The sequence below is a fragment of the Shewanella vesiculosa genome (assembly GCF_009994065.1).
In the GTDB taxonomy this organism is placed as follows: Bacteria; Pseudomonadota; Gammaproteobacteria; order Enterobacterales; family Shewanellaceae; genus Shewanella; species Shewanella vesiculosa.
The window spans coordinates 17,637-33,819 of sequence record NZ_JAACSD010000019.1 but is presented as its reverse complement, the minus strand read 5'-3'; the positions used below and the strand labels follow the sequence as shown (position 1 = coordinate 33,819).

General features: G+C 40.2%; 15 protein-coding genes. 6 read left to right on the top strand and 9 right to left on the bottom strand.

All coding sequences use genetic code 11. From position 1 onward, the window contains the following. Positions 1–16: 16 nt before the first annotated feature. On the top strand, positions 17–841 hold the full coding sequence (gene dapD, locus GW828_RS17115; RefSeq protein ID WP_273059404.1) for a 2,3,4,5-tetrahydropyridine-2,6-dicarboxylate N-succinyltransferase: 825 nt from the start codon (positions 17–19) through the stop codon (positions 839–841). A 167-nt stretch (positions 842–1,008) separates the two neighbouring features. On the opposite strand, the gene GW828_RS17110 is transcribed toward dapD, so the two are convergent. The 4 genes from GW828_RS17110 to GW828_RS17095 form a co-directional block, all read right to left on the bottom strand. Further along, entirely contained in the window at positions 1,009–2,907 is a 1,899-nt protein-coding gene (locus GW828_RS17110; protein ID WP_182698046.1) for an HD domain-containing phosphohydrolase, read from the bottom strand. 362 nt (positions 2,908–3,269) lie between these two features. Beyond that, positions 3,270–4,142, bottom strand: coding sequence for a formyltetrahydrofolate deformylase (purU, locus tag GW828_RS17105; protein WP_124016981.1), 873 nt, complete (start codon positions 4,140–4,142; stop codon positions 3,270–3,272). Positions 4,143–4,319: 177 nt separating this feature from the next. Then, on the bottom strand, positions 4,320–5,798 hold the full coding sequence (locus GW828_RS17100) for a PTS transporter subunit EIIC (RefSeq protein WP_182698044.1): 1,479 nt from the start codon (positions 5,796–5,798) through the stop codon (positions 4,320–4,322). Beyond that, a complete protein-coding gene (locus tag GW828_RS17095; protein ID WP_124016979.1) occupies positions 5,750–6,214 on the bottom strand; it encodes a flavodoxin in 465 nt (154 codons plus the stop codon). Before GW828_RS17095 ends, GW828_RS17100 begins: the two co-directional genes overlap by 49 nt. Positions 6,215–6,385: 171 nt before the next feature. On the opposite strand from GW828_RS17095, the gene GW828_RS17090 reads away from it, so the two are divergent. Beyond that, the gene (locus tag GW828_RS17090) at positions 6,386–6,547 is read left to right on the top strand and encodes a hypothetical protein (RefSeq protein WP_165870116.1); all 162 of its coding nucleotides are present in this window, start codon (positions 6,386–6,388) and stop codon (positions 6,545–6,547) included. A 17-nt stretch (positions 6,548–6,564) separates the two neighbouring features. Here the strand turns inward: GW828_RS17090 and truC are convergent, their stop codons facing one another. Then, positions 6,565–7,365 (bottom strand): tRNA pseudouridine(65) synthase TruC, encoded by an 801-nt coding sequence (truC, locus tag GW828_RS17085; protein WP_420542446.1) that lies wholly within the window; start codon positions 7,363–7,365, stop codon positions 6,565–6,567. Between the two features lie 170 nt (positions 7,366–7,535). Next, entirely contained in the window at positions 7,536–7,898 is a 363-nt protein-coding gene (locus GW828_RS17080) for a YqcC family protein (protein ID WP_273059401.1), read from the bottom strand. 49 nt (positions 7,899–7,947) lie between these two features. Between GW828_RS17080 and GW828_RS17075 the strand changes: the two genes are divergently transcribed. Together GW828_RS17075 and GW828_RS17070 are read left to right on the top strand one after the other, a co-directional pair. Then, positions 7,948–8,961, top strand: coding sequence for a DUF3549 family protein (locus GW828_RS17075; protein ID WP_182698042.1), 1,014 nt, complete (start codon positions 7,948–7,950; stop codon positions 8,959–8,961). Then, the gene (locus GW828_RS17070; protein WP_124016976.1) at positions 8,958–9,344 is read left to right on the top strand and encodes a DUF3301 domain-containing protein; all 387 of its coding nucleotides are present in this window, start codon (positions 8,958–8,960) and stop codon (positions 9,342–9,344) included. The genes GW828_RS17075 and GW828_RS17070 overlap by 4 nt, the downstream gene beginning before the upstream one ends. Before the next feature lie 119 nt (positions 9,345–9,463). Here GW828_RS17070 and GW828_RS17065 read toward each other — a convergent pair whose 3' ends face one another. Next, complete coding sequence (locus tag GW828_RS17065) at positions 9,464–10,171, bottom strand: hypothetical protein (protein ID WP_124016975.1); 708 nt, start codon at positions 10,169–10,171, stop codon at positions 9,464–9,466. A 1,410-nt stretch (positions 10,172–11,581) separates the two neighbouring features. Here GW828_RS17065 and focA point away from each other — a divergent pair. Next, the gene (gene focA / locus GW828_RS17060; protein ID WP_273059399.1) at positions 11,582–13,162 is read left to right on the top strand and encodes a formate transporter FocA; all 1,581 of its coding nucleotides are present in this window, start codon (positions 11,582–11,584) and stop codon (positions 13,160–13,162) included. Between the two features lie 363 nt (positions 13,163–13,525). Here focA and GW828_RS17055 read toward each other — a convergent pair whose 3' ends face one another. Further along, entirely contained in the window at positions 13,526–14,053 is a 528-nt protein-coding gene (locus GW828_RS17055) for a helix-turn-helix transcriptional regulator (protein WP_124016973.1), read from the bottom strand. Between the two features lie 264 nt (positions 14,054–14,317). Between GW828_RS17055 and GW828_RS17050 the strand changes: the two genes are divergently transcribed. Beyond that, positions 14,318–14,947, top strand: a complete 630-nt coding sequence (locus GW828_RS17050) for a heme-binding beta-barrel domain-containing protein (RefSeq protein WP_273059397.1) — start codon at positions 14,318–14,320, stop codon at positions 14,945–14,947. 536 nt (positions 14,948–15,483) lie between these two features. On the opposite strand, the gene msrA is transcribed toward GW828_RS17050, so the two are convergent. After that, a complete protein-coding gene (msrA, locus tag GW828_RS17045; protein WP_273059395.1) occupies positions 15,484–16,077 on the bottom strand; it encodes a peptide-methionine (S)-S-oxide reductase MsrA in 594 nt (197 codons plus the stop codon). Positions 16,078–16,183 lie beyond the last annotated feature (106 nt).

Here is a 16,183-nt window from a genome sequence, read left to right as displayed (position 1 = left end):
ATACCGGGAGAAAACAATGGAGGCTTTACGCCAACGCATTGAAGCAGCATTCGAAACACGTCAAGACATCTCACCTTCAAGTGTTGAACCTAGTGTTCGCGCCGATGTGGAGACAGTGATCAGTATGCTCGATAAAGGCCAAGCACGTGTTGCAGAGAAAATTGATGGCGAATGGCATGTGCATCAATGGCTAAAAAAAGCGGTGCTACTGTCTTTCCGCATTTTTGATAATGGCGTGATTGAAGGCGGCGAAACTAAGTATTTCGACAAAGTCCCACAAAAATTTGCCGATTATGATCAAGCTCGTTTTCAAGCTGAAGGTATTCGCGTTGTGCCACCAGCCACCGTTCGTAAAGGGTCATTTATCGGTAAAAATACCGTATTAATGCCATCTTACGTTAACTTAGGTGCCTATGTTGATGAAGGCACTATGGTTGATACATGGGCAACGGTAGGTTCGTGTGCGCAGATAGGTAAGAACGTTCATCTATCAGGTGGTGTGGGTATTGGTGGTGTATTAGAGCCATTACAAGCCGGACCAACCATTATTGAAGATAACTGCTTTATTGGAGCTCGCAGCGAAATCGTTGAGGGTGTGGTGGTTGAAGAAGGCAGTGTGATTTCAATGGGCGTTTACATTGGCCAAAGCACACGGATTTTCGACCGTGAAACTGGTGAAGTACATTATGGTCGAGTGCCAGCAGGTTCGGTTGTAGTATCAGGTAATTTACCATCAGCTTGCGGCACATACAGTTTATATGCAGCCATTATTGTTAAAAAAGTCGATGCTAAAACCCGTGGTAAAGTGGGTATTAATGAACTATTACGTATCGTTGATTAATCTTGCTCAACAGCGATAAATAGATAAAAGGCTCCTAGGAGCCTTTTTTATTGTGTTGATAATATTTACTGAACAAATTCACTTAACCAGTCAAATTGACAAAAAGCATCGACTCTCATCAATAACCTAGATTAATTAAATCTGTAATAAGCTAATGCATCGGCGTATTAGGCGTTAACCAATAATGCATTAGCTAATATTTTCCAGGTGAGCATACCGATAACCTGATGCTTGTCATTGTGAACAATCAAATAGTTTGCATTGGTTGTTTCCATCATGAGTTTGGCATCATTCAAAATCGTACTGTCAGATATCATATCGACCTTATGCATCATTACCTGATGCACACGCTTATTAAGCAGGCTTCTATCCACTGCGCGCTCTGCTGCGGTATCTAAAAAAGGGCTGTGCCAAAATGCCAAGGTATTGTTATCGATGACACCAATGGGCGTACGATGTTGTTCTGACAGTACCACAGCCACATCCATTTTAGCCTTTTTCATCATTGCTTCTGCATGCTCAAGAGTATGGTACTCCTCAAGAAATACAACCGGAGCTAATAGCAAACCGCTCACGACTCCCGCGTCTTTAAAGTCTTTACTCGCTAAAATATCCAAGCATGCATCAACAACAACCTCATCGTATATTTTACCTCTGCCCTTTAGTAAATCTTGGGTTAGCACTGCCATGCCAAGGGCGGGACGATAAGGTCGATGGCTAAGTATTGATTCGGCAACGTCGGCTACGGCAATAATCTTAGCCTCAAGTATAATATCATCAGCTTTTAATCCTTTAGGGTAACCAGAGCCATCTAAACGTTCATGATGCTGGAGGATCATTTGTTTGATCGGCCATGGGAAATCGACTTCACTAACAATCAGCGCCCCTTGCTCGGGATGCTGTTTAACCAAGCCAAATTCAGCATCACTCAGTTTTGATGTTTTAGACAGGATCTGACTAGGGATGGCCAATTTACCAATATCATGGATCAATGAGCCCAGTTTAAGTCCTTCTAAACGATCTGGAGGTAAACTCATTTTCTCACCAATAAGATAACTTAATTGTGCCACTGACTTTTGATGCCCTGCGGTGTAAGCATCTTTAAGCTCTAGCGCCTCGGAAATAGCACCTATAAGTTGGACTAAAATCGAGGTCATCTTTTCTTTTTGGATTTTAATGATGCTCGACTGCCGAGAGACGGCCTTCATGGTGCGAGGTAATTCGATACAGTGCCATAAAATTGTAGCAAAAATACTCAAGGATTTTGCATCAACTTGGGTATAGGTGGTGTCCCGATTACCCACCCCAATAATACCGACTAATTTTTTGCGATAATGAATAGGGACGCATAAATGGTTTTTAAAGGCAAAAAAGCCATCTTCTTGGGTGTTATTTTTAGACAACACAGTTAAATCATTATGAATAACGGGTTTGCCAGAACGAATGGTTTCGGCCCAAATACCAGAATTGGCTTTATACTCTTGGCCCTTGGAGAGTGTAAAATAATCAGCTACCGCTTCATTCCACGCAGTGCTAACGATTTGATTCTTTTTTTCATCAAATTTGTGTAAGTAACCCACTTTAGAATGGGTTAACGACAAGCCTTGGTTTATCGCAGTGGTAAATACCAAATCAGGACGAGCATTAATAACTTCTTCTATTTGATTAAGCCAATCATCACTTGAAAGTATCGCTTGATGATAATCAGGATGGAGCTGTGACAACCACGCTTTGTCTAACTCGATTACAATCACAGTTATACACCAATGCTGATCACTTTCTTCTATAGGAGTCATGGTAGCTTGAAGTGCATTGCCTTTATCATCAACAAAATTGATAACATGATCGATATGGCGATTGTTAAAATCGATGTTGTCTAATGTAAGAGCGGAAAAGGCATGCGAAAGCGGTTGTTTTAAAATAGCCGCTATAGGTTTATTGACTAATTTATACAATGGCTCACTCAGTTTAATTAACTCAAGCCTGTCATTAAAAATACCCCAACACAGTTTGGCTGTTTTAGGCAATTCAGATGGTTTTAAGAATAAGTCAGCTTTGTGTAGCATGGTGGGCCCTATTTAATATTTTCAATCGGCATAGGAAGTGGTTTAACTTAGCGAGGTCGAGGATTTCAATATTTCTCCCTAAAATTGACCTTACACTATGACGCATATTGTTTACAAAGCGTATCGCCCTTCAACACCAAATAGATACAACATCGACAGGAATTACGACAGCATACCATTGATAATATTAAACAATCCTAACGATTATCTTTGACGAGTTCAAAGCGTGTTACTCGCTTAAACTGAATAACTGCAACATCCATGTTCCGCTCTGTAAGACCAACACTCAAGTAAGGCTACACAGTTTATGTAACGCCTTACTTGGGCGCTTTTTTGTAGTATATGACCGATAAATAACGACGTTAAAAGACTACCGTTTTATTACCGTACACCACAACTTGTTCATTTAATACTAATTGTAGCGCTTTGCTTAATACGCTTTTTTCAACATCACGACCGTTATGTGCTAACTCTTCAGCACTGTAACTATGATCAACTGAAATCACATCTTGTTTGATAATCGGCCCTTCATCTAAAAGATTATTCACAAAGTGTGCTGTTGCACCAATAATTTTGACGCCGCGATCCCAAGCCTGCTTGTACGGAGATGCTCCAATAAAAGCCGGCAAGAATGAATGATGAATGTTAATGATCTTATCTGGAAATGCTGACACAAATTCAGGCGTTAACACTCGCATATATTTAGCCAACACTAAAAAGTCAGTCTCATAAGGCTGAATTACCGCCAACATCGCCTGCTCATGTTCCTGACGATTTAACCCTTCGTGGCTAACATAATGAAATGGAATATCAAATTTTTCAGTCAATGGCTGCAGCACATCATAATTCCCCACTACAGCAGCAATCTCAACGTCTAAGCCGCCGTAATAGGATTTCATTAAAATATCACCTAAACAATGGGCTTCTTTTGTCACCATGATCACGATACGTTTTTTACCCATATCGACCAATTTCATCCGATTCTGGGTAGGCAATACCGCGCGTAACTCACTTAATAGCCGTTCATCATCAAACTGACCTTCAAGTTCTGCGCGCATAAAAAAGCGCCCTTGTGTGTGGTCTACAAATTCGGTGTTTTTAATAATGTTTAATTGATGAGCGAAACATACACTGGTAATTTTGGCAATCAAGCCTTGGGCATCGGCACAATCGGTTATCAGCACTTTTCGCTGTAAAACAGGTGGGTTAATAATGGTATGATCTTGTTGGCTCACGCTTACAACTCCTCTTTAAAGACTGTTCAACAGTGTGCCATTTAAAAAGATTTTTGGGTGAGGTTTTTAGTGATAAATTTTCATAAAATGAAAATTATCTCCTTTTTAATCTCATGTTCTAAACAATGGCCGCCAAATTAAGCCAAAATTCAACACAACTACATATAACGGCTGTCATTAGCGTCGAGAATCTAAATATTTTTGCAGTAATTTACGCAGAGTTTCCGCTTTAGTCCCATAGACAACTTGAACACCTTTACCCATTACCACCACGCCTTTAGCGCCCAAGCGCATCAGTCTGGCTTTATCAATTAAATGCGCTTGGTTAACACTAATACGTAAGCGGGTTAAACAAGCGTTAATTTCAACTATATTATCGCGCCCACCTAATGCCGAAATCATCGCTCTTAAGCTCTCTTTGGGTTTTGCGGGTATATCGCTTTGTTCTATTCGCCCTGGGGTTTTTAAGTTAAATGCTAAAATGCTGGCCCTAAAAATAGCGTAATAGATCACAGCTGTGAGCGGACCTAGTACCACAATCCAATGCGTATTGGCAGAGCGAGAAAACAATAACGTAAAATCCACCAATCCATGAGAAAACACAATACTGTGATGAATGTCGAGCAAAATGCACACGCTATAGGCAATACCAGTGAGTAATGCATGGACAATAAATAAGATAGGCGCAACAAACATAAAGGCAAATTCAATCGGCTCTGTCACCCCAGTTAGCCAGCTGGCCGTAGCAGCGGATAACATAATACCTGCCACTCTGTTGCGCTCAGCTTTATCAGCACAACGCCAGATAGCTAATGCGGCGGCAGGTAAGCCCCACATTTTTATCAAATAGCCGCCTGCGAGATTTCCAGCTAATGGGTCACCAGCGAGATAGCGAGCCACCTCACCTCGTACAACTGTTCCTTGGTTAATGTATTGGCCTATTTCAAGATAAAATGGCGCATTCCAAATATGATGTAACCCAAGCGGAATTAATAAACGTTCAACCGTACCGTAGACCCCAAAAGCAATGGCAGGATCTTGATACACGGACCAATCAGAAAGATGTTCGATAACACGAGATAACGGTGGCCATACATGGATTAAAAGATAAGCCAACGCCATAGAGAGAGGAATAACAATGATGGGCGCACTGCGGCGACCTTCAAAAAATGAAAAAATAGCTGGTAATTTAACATGATGACTAATGTTTACCGCTAAACAAGTGATCGCACCAACTAACATACCGCCAGCGATGCCAGTATCAATGGTTTGCATCCCCCACAATGGCCGTGAAACCAGGCCATAAATATCTGTGAGGGCCCCCATGGTAGATAGAAAAACACCAAAACCAAAGACTGCAGAAAAAGCAGCAATACCTTGATCACGGCAAAATCCAATGGCTACTGCGACGCTAAACAACAATGGCATCATGGTAAACACTAAGTTACCGACTGCAGACAAGACAGTATTTAATTCTGTTGGGATAAATGGCAGCGGATTAAACGTCAACCCTAACATCACCCCCGCAGCGGGTAAAATAGCAATTGGAATCAGCAGAGCTTGACTAAGACGCTGGGCAAATTTAAACCATTGTTGCGTAATAAAACTTACGCTACGTTTACCGATATAACGGTGCTGTGCCAAGTGGCTATCCATGTTTTAGCTTCTATTTCGGGTTCCATCGTTTCACAGGCATCGATCTCTAACCGTTCAGTCAGGGGTTTTGCACCTAATTCAGTAAATAATTCATCAAATTGTTTTATCGCACCACAATAGGTTTCGTAGCTTGAATCACCTAAGCCAATAAGGCTGTATTGCAATGAGGGCAGATACGGTGCGTTGGATTTAAGTTCATTAAACCAAGGCGCAATATCTTCAGGTAAGTCACCTTGTCCAGTAGTGGACGATACGACTATTAGTAGCTCATTCTGTGGTGGCACAAAACCTAATAATTCATTAGGTTGCCAAAGTTTAGCGGTAAAACCTAATTTTGCAATCTCCTTAGTCACTGTTTCAGCAGTAAATTGTGCACTACCATAAACGGTACCAAAAACAATATTGACCATTTTCATGGTATACTTTCCCCTTAAATTAAATACTATGTAAAATACCTTGAGTGTTAATAACTTACCTTACTGTATTCTTTTAGTCTCTCGCAAGTGTCTTTATGCTGCTAAGGTTAAATCAATAGGGTCAAAGCGGGTTGGCTCAAAGTGAAATAACGCCACAATGGAATCTAGACCATGCGACAAGTGAGCCGAAAGCGAAAACTCAAACTCCAGCATAAATCTGCCCACATACGCCGTAATTACTATTTTCATATTGAACAACAAAATCATAAGCTTATTCCCCCTATTGCTGAGTTCGAAAAGCTCAAAAAAGCGATTGCCGATCACATAGAATAAATCAGCGTCTTAGGGTGTTAACTAAGTAACATACTTGGCATAGATGATAATTGATCATCATCCCAGCCAAATGCAGCGAAAATATCTAGCCATTCTGCTTCTAACTCAGTTTCTATATGCATCGGTTGCTGTGTCACCGGATGGGTAAACTGCAAACTTTTTGCTATCAACCATAAACGATTAATACCGAAATGCTCACGAAAAAACTTATTTTGTTTACCATCACCATGGGTAGTATCACCAATGATGGGATGACGTAAATGCGCCATATGACGGCGTAATTGATGCTTACGCCCAGTATGAGGACTTAATCTTACTAATCCGAAACGGCTAGAAGGATAACGACCTGAGCTAAAGGGTATTTCAGCATTCAATAGTGGTTGGTAATCCGTCACCGCTTGTTGTGCTGCTTTATTGGGATCGACATGCTTGTCCCCCAAATCATCAAATTCTTGTTTCAAGGCATAATCTAACCTGTCAGACTCGTGCATATTGCCACGAATAATGGCTAAGTATTGCTTCTTAATACTGTGATCGGCAAATTGCTCACATAATGCCCGAGCCACCTCACTCGATTTAGCAAACAGCAATACGCCAGATGTCGGACGGTCTAAGCGATGCACTGGAAACACATGACAACCCACTAAATCACGGGTCATCTGCATCGCAAAAAAACGCTCTCTTCGAGCTAAATAACTGCGATGAACTAATAAACCTGCGGGTTTATGTATTGCAACAATATGCTCGTCTTCAAATAATATCTCGACATGAGGAGGCTGTACGTCGTCTAAGTCAGTGTCTTCAGCACTATAATTCATGTCATCAGAGCTTATTTGCCCAAATAAATCATCATTATCCAATGAGTATTCAGCATCGTTATCTTTTGTCATCTTTATCACTTTACTTATTTTGTATTGGGCTAAGCCTATTCGGTCAAGCTTTGTTGGCATAGGGTATATAGGATTAATGTGGCTGACGTTATTTTCGCTTAACGCTGGCTGAGCAATATATCAAATTGCCGTAACAGGGCAATCATCACCTCACCATGGGGCTTACTTTGCCATACGTGCTCAGCCATAGGGGCTAACGCCATATTGCTTGGCAAAGGATGTCGTTGTACAACAAGCTCGGTCATCTTTGGAATAAAAATAAACTGCAACCATTGCTCAAATGCCATTACATCACAGCAAAATGGTGCCGCACTGGTCATTGCTGATACTGGAGGTAAAATATCAGACCACAGCTGAAACTCCTTAAGCAATTGTTCTAATTTAATTAAATGATTTTGGCTGGTTAAATAAAGCATAAAAGTGAACGACAACATCAAGGCTAAGTCGGAATATGATATCATTTAGCGCATTGAATACCCATCCAACATATGTGATTTAGTGACAACACCCATGACCGAGATAACTACCCTAAGCCAGTTTCTGACGACAGCAAATACTCAATTCCAAATATACGATTTAGGTCGCCGAGTGCAACATATCGATATGTTAGCCTTTCAGCAAATTGACTCTTTATTGGCGCCGTATCCTTATCCCATTCAAGGCCATGCGCAGTTTGCAATCGTATTTTGGCAACAAGCACAATTACCCTATATCTGGTTTGTAAAATTACCTTTAGATGAGCAAGGTTTATTATCACCTGCGCCGCGAACTCAGTTTATTAAAATGATTTTAGAGGCCTTGGGTCGTAACCCAACCCAAGCATTAACTGATGAACAGCAAGAGCAATTAGCCAATCATCCATTTAGCTTTAAGCCAAATCAACATAAACTGGCATTATTTAATGCCTTAGTGAGGCTTCAGCTTAATCAACCGGCATCGAGTCAATACGAATTTGCCGCACAGTATTTGTCTGGACAAGCAGCGCATGACACATGGCCACAACTGGGTGTTCAAGGTTTAGCAGATCTTTGCGTTCGCGCACACCAATTTAACCATCTTGATGACATAATCAACGCCCTTGATAATGCTCCTATTGAAGTAAAAGCTGCACTTTGCCAAAGCTTGGAGCACATTAATCTTGATAAGCGCCTTGCTGAACACTTGTTTAGTCAATTACAACAAGCTGAAGATCATCTAAAGGTCATGTATTTAGCGGCATTAGCGTCCAATGTGCACTACAGCATGGCAGCGATTAATCAGTTAAATGACCAGCAAGCTCTGGATGAAAACACCTTAATCACCATTGCGGCTCGTAACTGGTTAGCCCTAAAAGATGATGACACTCGTAAACACTATTTAGAAGCACTTGCAAAGCAGCCGCAGCACTTCTTTAATCAAGTATTTGCTGATATCGTGGCAATACCCAGCTTGCGTCCTGGATTATTAGCTGACTTAAGGCATCCAGACAGAAGCATTCAACTAGCGACCGCTATCGGCGGATTATTTAGGGCAACCAGCCTATGATGAGTGATTTTTTAATATTTGTTGCTTTAATTGTTGTTGGCGCTTTTTTTTGGCAATTAAGACAAATGGCCGAACTTAGCCGAACTGTCGTAGAGCAGTCGTGTAAAAAACAGAACGTACAATTGCTCGCCATTGCAATGGAATCGGCTCGTCCGAGTATTGGTGGCACGACAGGCATTTGTTGGAAAGCAACTTTTATGTTCGAATTTAGCACCGACGGTTTAAACCAATATCGTGGACACATCATGATGCATGGTAATCGTGCGACTAAGATTGAATGGCCTATTTTCCCGGAGCCAGAATGGATGGATGCCCCTATGGCCAGTGGTAAATTTGGCGGATGCGGCAGCAGTAAAAGTTGCGATTCAGGCAAATGCCATTAATGAGGTTAACTTGACGCTATTTTGCACTCTTGAGCAAAATAGCGTTTTATTGTTGTTCAATGCCCGAGAACTAAACATTACTGTTCATCTATTTGTTAATAGCATTGCTCTTACCATCATTAAGCTTGAGGTTTGTTAATCATTTTATAATCGTGATAAGTCACCGTTTGGATACTATCAAGCGATTTAAAAATTGCCGCCGTTCCTTCGATAGTGGTTGATGTATGTTCTGGCATCGCTAAACCTTCGAACACAGCAAACCCTAATTCTAATTCAAATTTTGTCAAGGTGACTGAAAATGCCGGATTCAGATCATCGGTATTACTGATCAGAATTTTTTTCAGCTGTTTGGATGCTTTATCTAAATAAAGCATTCCAGTAAGAGCAGCATTATCAAGTTCTTCAATATTAGGAACAAATTTAAACGCTACACTCGTTTCATCTTCAGCCACCAAAACAAGTGTGGTTAAATCAATAAGATCAGAAAATGCTAACTCATGGCTGTTCTCATCTTTATCCTCTTTAAGATCTTGTTGATGTTGCTGATATTTGTCTGTGCGCTTTTTATCAGGTTTTTCACCATTTTCAGACACCAAGGTCCATCGCTGCATTTCAGGCTGTGACGCATCAAATCGTTCAACTCGTGTTAAGTCAGGCATAACAGTATGCTGAACATATTGCCAACGTACATTTGCATCATCTGTGTTATGGTTAATCTCACTTAATGCCTGCTCAACCCATTGCAGCTCCTCAGGAGTCACCTCGGCATTAGCTTTGTAACATGTAAAAGCAATACTGATCACTAAAGCCAACGTAAACACATTCATACTATTCCCTCTTATACTAAACTCACATCAACTGTTTACAATTTGACAACATTACCAAGATAAGTTCCGATTATAGCGAAAAAAACACAAAAGAAAGGCCGCGACATTAACTGCCGCGGCCTCTTGATCTCTTGTTAAGCTTTCCAGCTATAAATGTGCTCCCTGCACCATCCATGCGTATCGCTTGCTTCCTGCTATGTCCTTGTTCAATCCTTGATGTTCCTTGTACAATTAAGTACTTTCCATCTTACTCGATTATCCTTTTACCGAGCCTGCTCCATCCTGAGCGTGTCCTTATATCATCCATGAAATTCTTAACATATCCTGTCGCAAATCATTTGCGTAGCATCTTGCATCCACTGCACATTATCATCCTGATAATGTTATAAAACCTGCTTAATCCGCTAGTGCGTCCATTGAGCAAGCTTAGCGTTTCATCCTGAAACTTAATATCGTCCGTTATGTCCGTATAGTCATGGTCTTCCTAGACCTATTTACTACCTTGTAATGTCCCCTTCCTAGGTACGAGATAAATAATAGTTCATTTACCTCAACCTAAACAGGTACCTCTAAATGATTAAAATATCCCGCGGATAATAAAAAATAAACTTTATAACAAAATCATAAGCTTAGATTTAAAAAAGAAATAATCACCATTAATTAGGTGATTCATCTCACATGCTTTGTGAGATATATCTCACAAAAATGCAGGCTAAAAAGGTAAACACCAGGTTAACGTTTAACACTAATCAAACATTTATTCTGAGTAAATAGCACGAATACTCGCCTCAACTCGCTTTTATGGTCATTTTACCCAAATAGCTTCATTTCAAGACTCGCAGATAACACCCGAATAGTTCTATACATAAATAACCACACTGACACTGGCTCATGCCAATTTATGAGCAATATTAGCCAATCCCAATAAATAGGTTTTAAGCATGAGTGGATTAAACCTAAATTTTAAGATCCTATTTAGATTTTGCTTATATAGGCTGTTTGTATGTTGAACGGTGACAGTTTTACTACCTAAATAATCTTTAAGCCCAATGACATCATTCTCGCCCCGAGTAAATTGATACTCACTATCAATTTTTATTTTTTGTGTATAGCAAGGCTTAAACGACCATACGGCCTGCACCTCATAATGGCACAGCGTGTCATATGTAAAGGACAAAAAGCGGTTCTAATCAGCCTAAAACGGCTAAAAAAGTACGCTCATCTACGACAAGCAAGCTATCAATTTAATTGATAGCTTGCTTAAAAAAGTCTCAATATTATTTATGCGATTTATTGTGTAATTTAAATTTGCACTCACGACACAATAAACACATTCAAGGAGTTATCGATGTATATAGCATATTTAAGTCCACCTCGATTTGGAGTCCGTAACACATTACGGAAGACATCATGAGGGAGGATCACGCCCCAGAGGCGAACCCATACTTATTAACAGCCAAGCAAAAAAACCATTTCTGCGTGGTAGATGAACATATTGTAATCAGCCCTTTTGAAAAGGCTGCGGAATATGGACACGCTAAAGTCACTAAGCACTTTGGGCAATCATTTGGTCTATCTGTATTTGCAGGCGCCTTCATTGCTCTGGCATTTGTATTTTATCTTACGGTAACGACTGGTTCATCAGCGGATTCATGGGGCTTAGTCAGATTTAGTGGTGGTATCGCTTTTAGCTTAGGACTCATTCTCGTAGTTGTTCTGGGTGGAGAACTGTTTACCAGCACGGTATTGAGTGCGATTGCTTGGGCACAAAAACGGGTCTCGACCAAACAATTACTGGGCTGTTGGACGCGCGTCTATTTAGGCAACCTATGTGGCGCAATGTTGATACTGCTACTGGTAATGATGTCAAAAATGTACGCCATGGACAGTAATCAATGGGGACTTAATGCACTGCATGTTTCACAACACAAGATCCACCATGATTGGAGCCAGGCTTTTGCTCTTGGGATACTGTGTAATTTGTTAGTTTGCCTAGGTGTGTGGATGACCTTTAGCTGCAAAGATGCTTTAGCTAAATCGTTACTGCTCATATTACCAGTTGCTATGTTCGTCTCAAGCGGTTTTGAACATAGCATTGCCAACTTATTCATGGTGCCACTGGGTATTGCCATTCAACACTTTGCTGGAAATGAATACTTCAGTGCATTGGGAGTAATGCGACAAACTTTTGCAGACCTTACCTTAAGTAACTTCCTGTTTAACAACCTTATTCCGGTAACGCTGGGCAATATAGTCGGTGGTGCAGTGTTTGTGGGTCTTGGTTATTACTGGATAGATAATACCGCGATGAAAGTCCCTGGCGAAGCTGCATCACGACACATTAGCACCATCACAAAAACTCCGATGCAAATTTCAAAAAAGTACCAAGATTCAAATATTGCTCAACAAACTCAATATCAACCAAGTCAAGAGGACTTAGCCATGAAAAATAAAATCCAAAAACTTATTGTCAGTGAACTAATGGACACTAAACCGACCACTCTTTCAGTTGATACAAGTATTTATCAAGCGCTTACCCTGCTAGCAAAAAATAATGTCCGCAGTGCACCTGTGATCGATAAAGATAATCAGCTATTAGGCTTTGTATCAGAGCAAGATCTTATGCGCTCACTTTGGTCTGAGGAGTTTGCATCTACATTGCCTATTTCAGTCAAAGATATTATGCAAACTAAAATGCTCACTGTCGCACCAACAGAGAAAATTGTTCAATTGCTAGAGTTTATGGTGGTTGATAAAAACAAACTATTCCCTGTGACAGATTCAGGTATGTACATTAGCGGTGGCTATCAAAGCTATGAAGAACGTCTGCGTGATGCATCTGCAACTGTACCAAGTACTTATCCAGTTGTTGAAAACGGTCGTTTATGTGGGGTTATTCGTCGTGAAACCTTCATGCAAATGTTCGCTAAGCTTTATAGTCCAGAGCACGATGGCATTACCCATCCGGTTGAACAGCAATCAGTAGCATAATCCCGAAGACACAATGCCGATGCAAATACTGATTTCATAGTCAGCTCGCAAACACTCTGCTTAAGTTGATATCACCGGGAACAAGTTAACAATATTGCTAACTTGTTCCCATACAAGATTGACTCTCTAGGTTTATGCGCAGGGTAATGCTGTCTATAATAGTGCGAAACAGTTTGTCAGCCGATTAAGCTTATTATTCATCAACAACATCCATAAACCATATTGATTGTCATTTATACAACCAAGGCTGACAAATTCATCACACTAGATTATTCACCAAAGTGAAGCTAGCGTTATATTTCTTTTCACATTCAAGTCCCATTAAACAAACATTCGTATTGAGAGCTTTTGAGATATAGAGCGTTACAACGAGCCTTCCATGAACCAAGCAATAAAGCTAACTTTACTCGTAGTCGCAGATTTTTTATATACACTCGTTAACTGATTGCGTACGGTTTTATCTGAAGCGTTTCTAAAATTAGCGATTTCCTTAGCGCTATATCCCTTGAGAGTAAACAAAGCAATGTCAGACTCGCTATCAGTTAACCCCCATCTAGAAAATTGTTTTACTATTTCCTCGCCAAAATGTCGCTTGGCACTTATCAATTCTTTCGATGCCTGCATTGAGTAAATGATCGCTTGATCACGCTCTTTGAGCAACTGTGCGTTTCTTCGTGTGGTCACTTTCGCATTCCATAGCAACATCAACAGTAAAGATAGCGAAAAAACAGAAACTGTAGCTTCTTGTAATATATGCAATATATTAGCCCCCCGCCCCATATCGGCAAAAAAATCCGAAATACTGGTGATGATAACGATCAAAAAAAATAGCATAGTCAGAAATTTTAACTTTCCAGCGTCAATCATCACATTTCGAATATAGTGCATCATTACTTCCCTAAAATTAGTTCCTTGTTAATTGTCTCACTCATTGCTTTTTTGGGTATGCGACATATGTCCTACGTACTGAAAATTAACCCTTATTTTTATACAGAAACAGAGCTCGGGACATTACGCCCATATAACAATGATTCAACCAGGCCTATCATCGGCGTTACCTGAGGTGATGATGACTTGAGTTCATCTTTGCATATTGACTCAAGCCTAACGGATCCCAATCGACACTTGCTGTTAATAATATAAATGGAAACATCGATGAAAAATCTTAACTATTTACCCGCAATCATTCTGACATCAATCGCCCTTTCATTATCTTTTACTGGGCAAGCTGTAGCTCAAAATGTTGATTTTGGTCCACTTCAGCCGTTAATTGGATCGTGGAAAACGGTTAGTCCCGGCGTTGACATCGCACCTGGAAGAACAGGGTCAAATGTTGGTGAAGGTGGCACAGCTGTAGAAGCTTTCTATGAAATAAGAACATATGAAGCCGCTGCCGACGCTGTTAATGCCAGTGATCAATCTCTGGTCGCTATCTATTACAAACTAGAGGTGTTTAGACAAAGAGACGATGCCAAGTTTCATGATCAGCGTGGTTATATGATTTACGACCAAAAGAATCAAATGGTATATAACTCATTCTGTGTGCCAAGAGCGGTATGTGTGACCGCAGAAGGAAAAGCAGGCAAAAAAATGACCCTGACAGCGCCAAGTAGAGGTATAGGTGAATCGACATATATGACCGAGAATGCGACGACCCAAGGATTCTCTATGACAATGGAAATTAGTGAAAAAACCCTGTCCTACTCACAAACCACCAAACTCAATATCTACGGTAAAGATTTCTCTCATACCGATGCTGCGACGTTAGAAAAAGTGAATGAGTAAGTTAATACGACTTCTCGCGCTTAAATAAAACAATGGCAAAGAGTAGGTTATTGATTAGACGCTGCAAATAACAGCGTCCTTCTACTCAGATAACGAGAAGGCATCAGCAACGCATGGGCAATCTAGGCATAAAGGGCATCAGTCATAAACTTGGCTTATTAACGGCTTAAATCAGCTGATGTCCGCCTATTACTCCAAACTATATTTTTTGATAGTAAAATTAAACAAATAAACAGAGCAGGTTATCGCCAAAAGAAGCTAAACAATCATCGACCGCCGAACACAATAAAGCACTTATCCTAATAAAGGAAACAGTTGCAAATGGGGTAAATCAACTTGTGACTAATGGTTATTGATTTTCAAATAATTAATCGTCTCAATAGCCACAGTCAAATAATCCACTTTATTTAATAGTTACAATTTTTACGGCATTAACATCAACCAATACCCACTAAAAATCGTTACTTTATTCTAAATATAAGCAGTGAATAGCTGATTCACTTTCAATCTCATATGTGTTGTGCCAAACAACCTGATTAATGTGTCGCTTTATCTCCCCAAATTTCCTCTAACCTTTGGTCACGACCGCAATTCCAGCGATAAGCATGGTAGCGAATAGGATTGTTCTTATAGTAATCTTGATGGTAACTTTCATCGCCTTTGATAGGGTAAAAAACACTCGATGCTAAAATTGGCGTAACCACTTTCTGGTTAGGAAATTGTTTTTCAATATCGCTTTTAGACTGTTCGGCAATTTGCCTTTCTTTATCATTTGCCACAAATATTGCGCTTAAATAGCTAGTACCTTTGTCACAGAACTGCCCTCTTGCATCAAAGGGATCAATATTTACCCAGTAATAATCTAATAACTCTTTGTAGCTCACTTTATTAGGATCATAGGTTATCTGTACCGCTTCAAAATGACCTGCATGGTTACCGTTATAGGTGGGATCTTTTAAGCTTCCACCAGTAAACCCTGATATCACATCGCTAACACCATCAAGCTTTTCAAAATCGGACTCCATACACCAAAAACATCCTCCGGCTAAAATGGTCTTATCTGCCGTGGCGTTAGAAGCATAGGACAATAAGCTTGCTGCCAATATTGTTAGCATTAATATACTTTTCATAACACCCTCCTTATTTTTCGAGATGATGGCCTGCTTGTATCAAACATATGTGCACTACGAAGTTAATAATATGAAGGTTCACTATGGCAGAAAGCTGTCACTATTA

Bases quoted from the DNA above. Each gene is read 5' to 3' on its own strand.
- GW828_RS17080 (WP_273059401.1), bottom strand. From the start codon at position 7,898: ATGATATCATATTCCGACTTAGCCTTGATGTTGTCGTTCACTTTTATG.
- GW828_RS17110 (WP_182698046.1), bottom strand. From the start codon at position 2,907: ATGCTACACAAAGCTGACTTATTCTTAAAACCATCTGAATTGCCTAAA.
- msrA (WP_273059395.1), bottom strand. From the start codon at position 16,077: ATGAAAAGTATATTAATGCTAACAATATTGGCAGCAAGCTTATTGTCC.
- GW828_RS17100 (WP_182698044.1), bottom strand. From the start codon at position 5,798: ATGGATAGCCACTTGGCACAGCACCGTTATATCGGTAAACGTAGCGTA.
- dapD (WP_273059404.1), top strand. From the start codon at position 17: ATGGAGGCTTTACGCCAACGCATTGAAGCAGCATTCGAAACACGTCAA.
- GW828_RS17050 (WP_273059397.1), top strand. From the start codon at position 14,318: ATGAAAAATCTTAACTATTTACCCGCAATCATTCTGACATCAATCGCC.
- GW828_RS17095 (WP_124016979.1), bottom strand. From the start codon at position 6,214: ATGAAAATGGTCAATATTGTTTTTGGTACCGTTTATGGTAGTGCACAA.
- GW828_RS17075 (WP_182698042.1), top strand. From the start codon at position 7,948: ATGACCGAGATAACTACCCTAAGCCAGTTTCTGACGACAGCAAATACT.
- GW828_RS17055 (WP_124016973.1), bottom strand. From the start codon at position 14,053: ATGATGCACTATATTCGAAATGTGATGATTGACGCTGGAAAGTTAAAA.
- focA (WP_273059399.1), top strand. From the start codon at position 11,582: ATGAGGGAGGATCACGCCCCAGAGGCGAACCCATACTTATTAACAGCC.
- GW828_RS17065 (WP_124016975.1), bottom strand. From the start codon at position 10,171: ATGAATGTGTTTACGTTGGCTTTAGTGATCAGTATTGCTTTTACATGT.
- GW828_RS17070 (WP_124016976.1), top strand. From the start codon at position 8,958: ATGATGAGTGATTTTTTAATATTTGTTGCTTTAATTGTTGTTGGCGCT.
- GW828_RS17090 (WP_165870116.1), top strand. From the start codon at position 6,386: ATGCGACAAGTGAGCCGAAAGCGAAAACTCAAACTCCAGCATAAATCT.
- truC (WP_420542446.1), bottom strand. From the start codon at position 7,365: ATGAATTATAGTGCTGAAGACACTGACTTAGACGACGTACAGCCTCCT.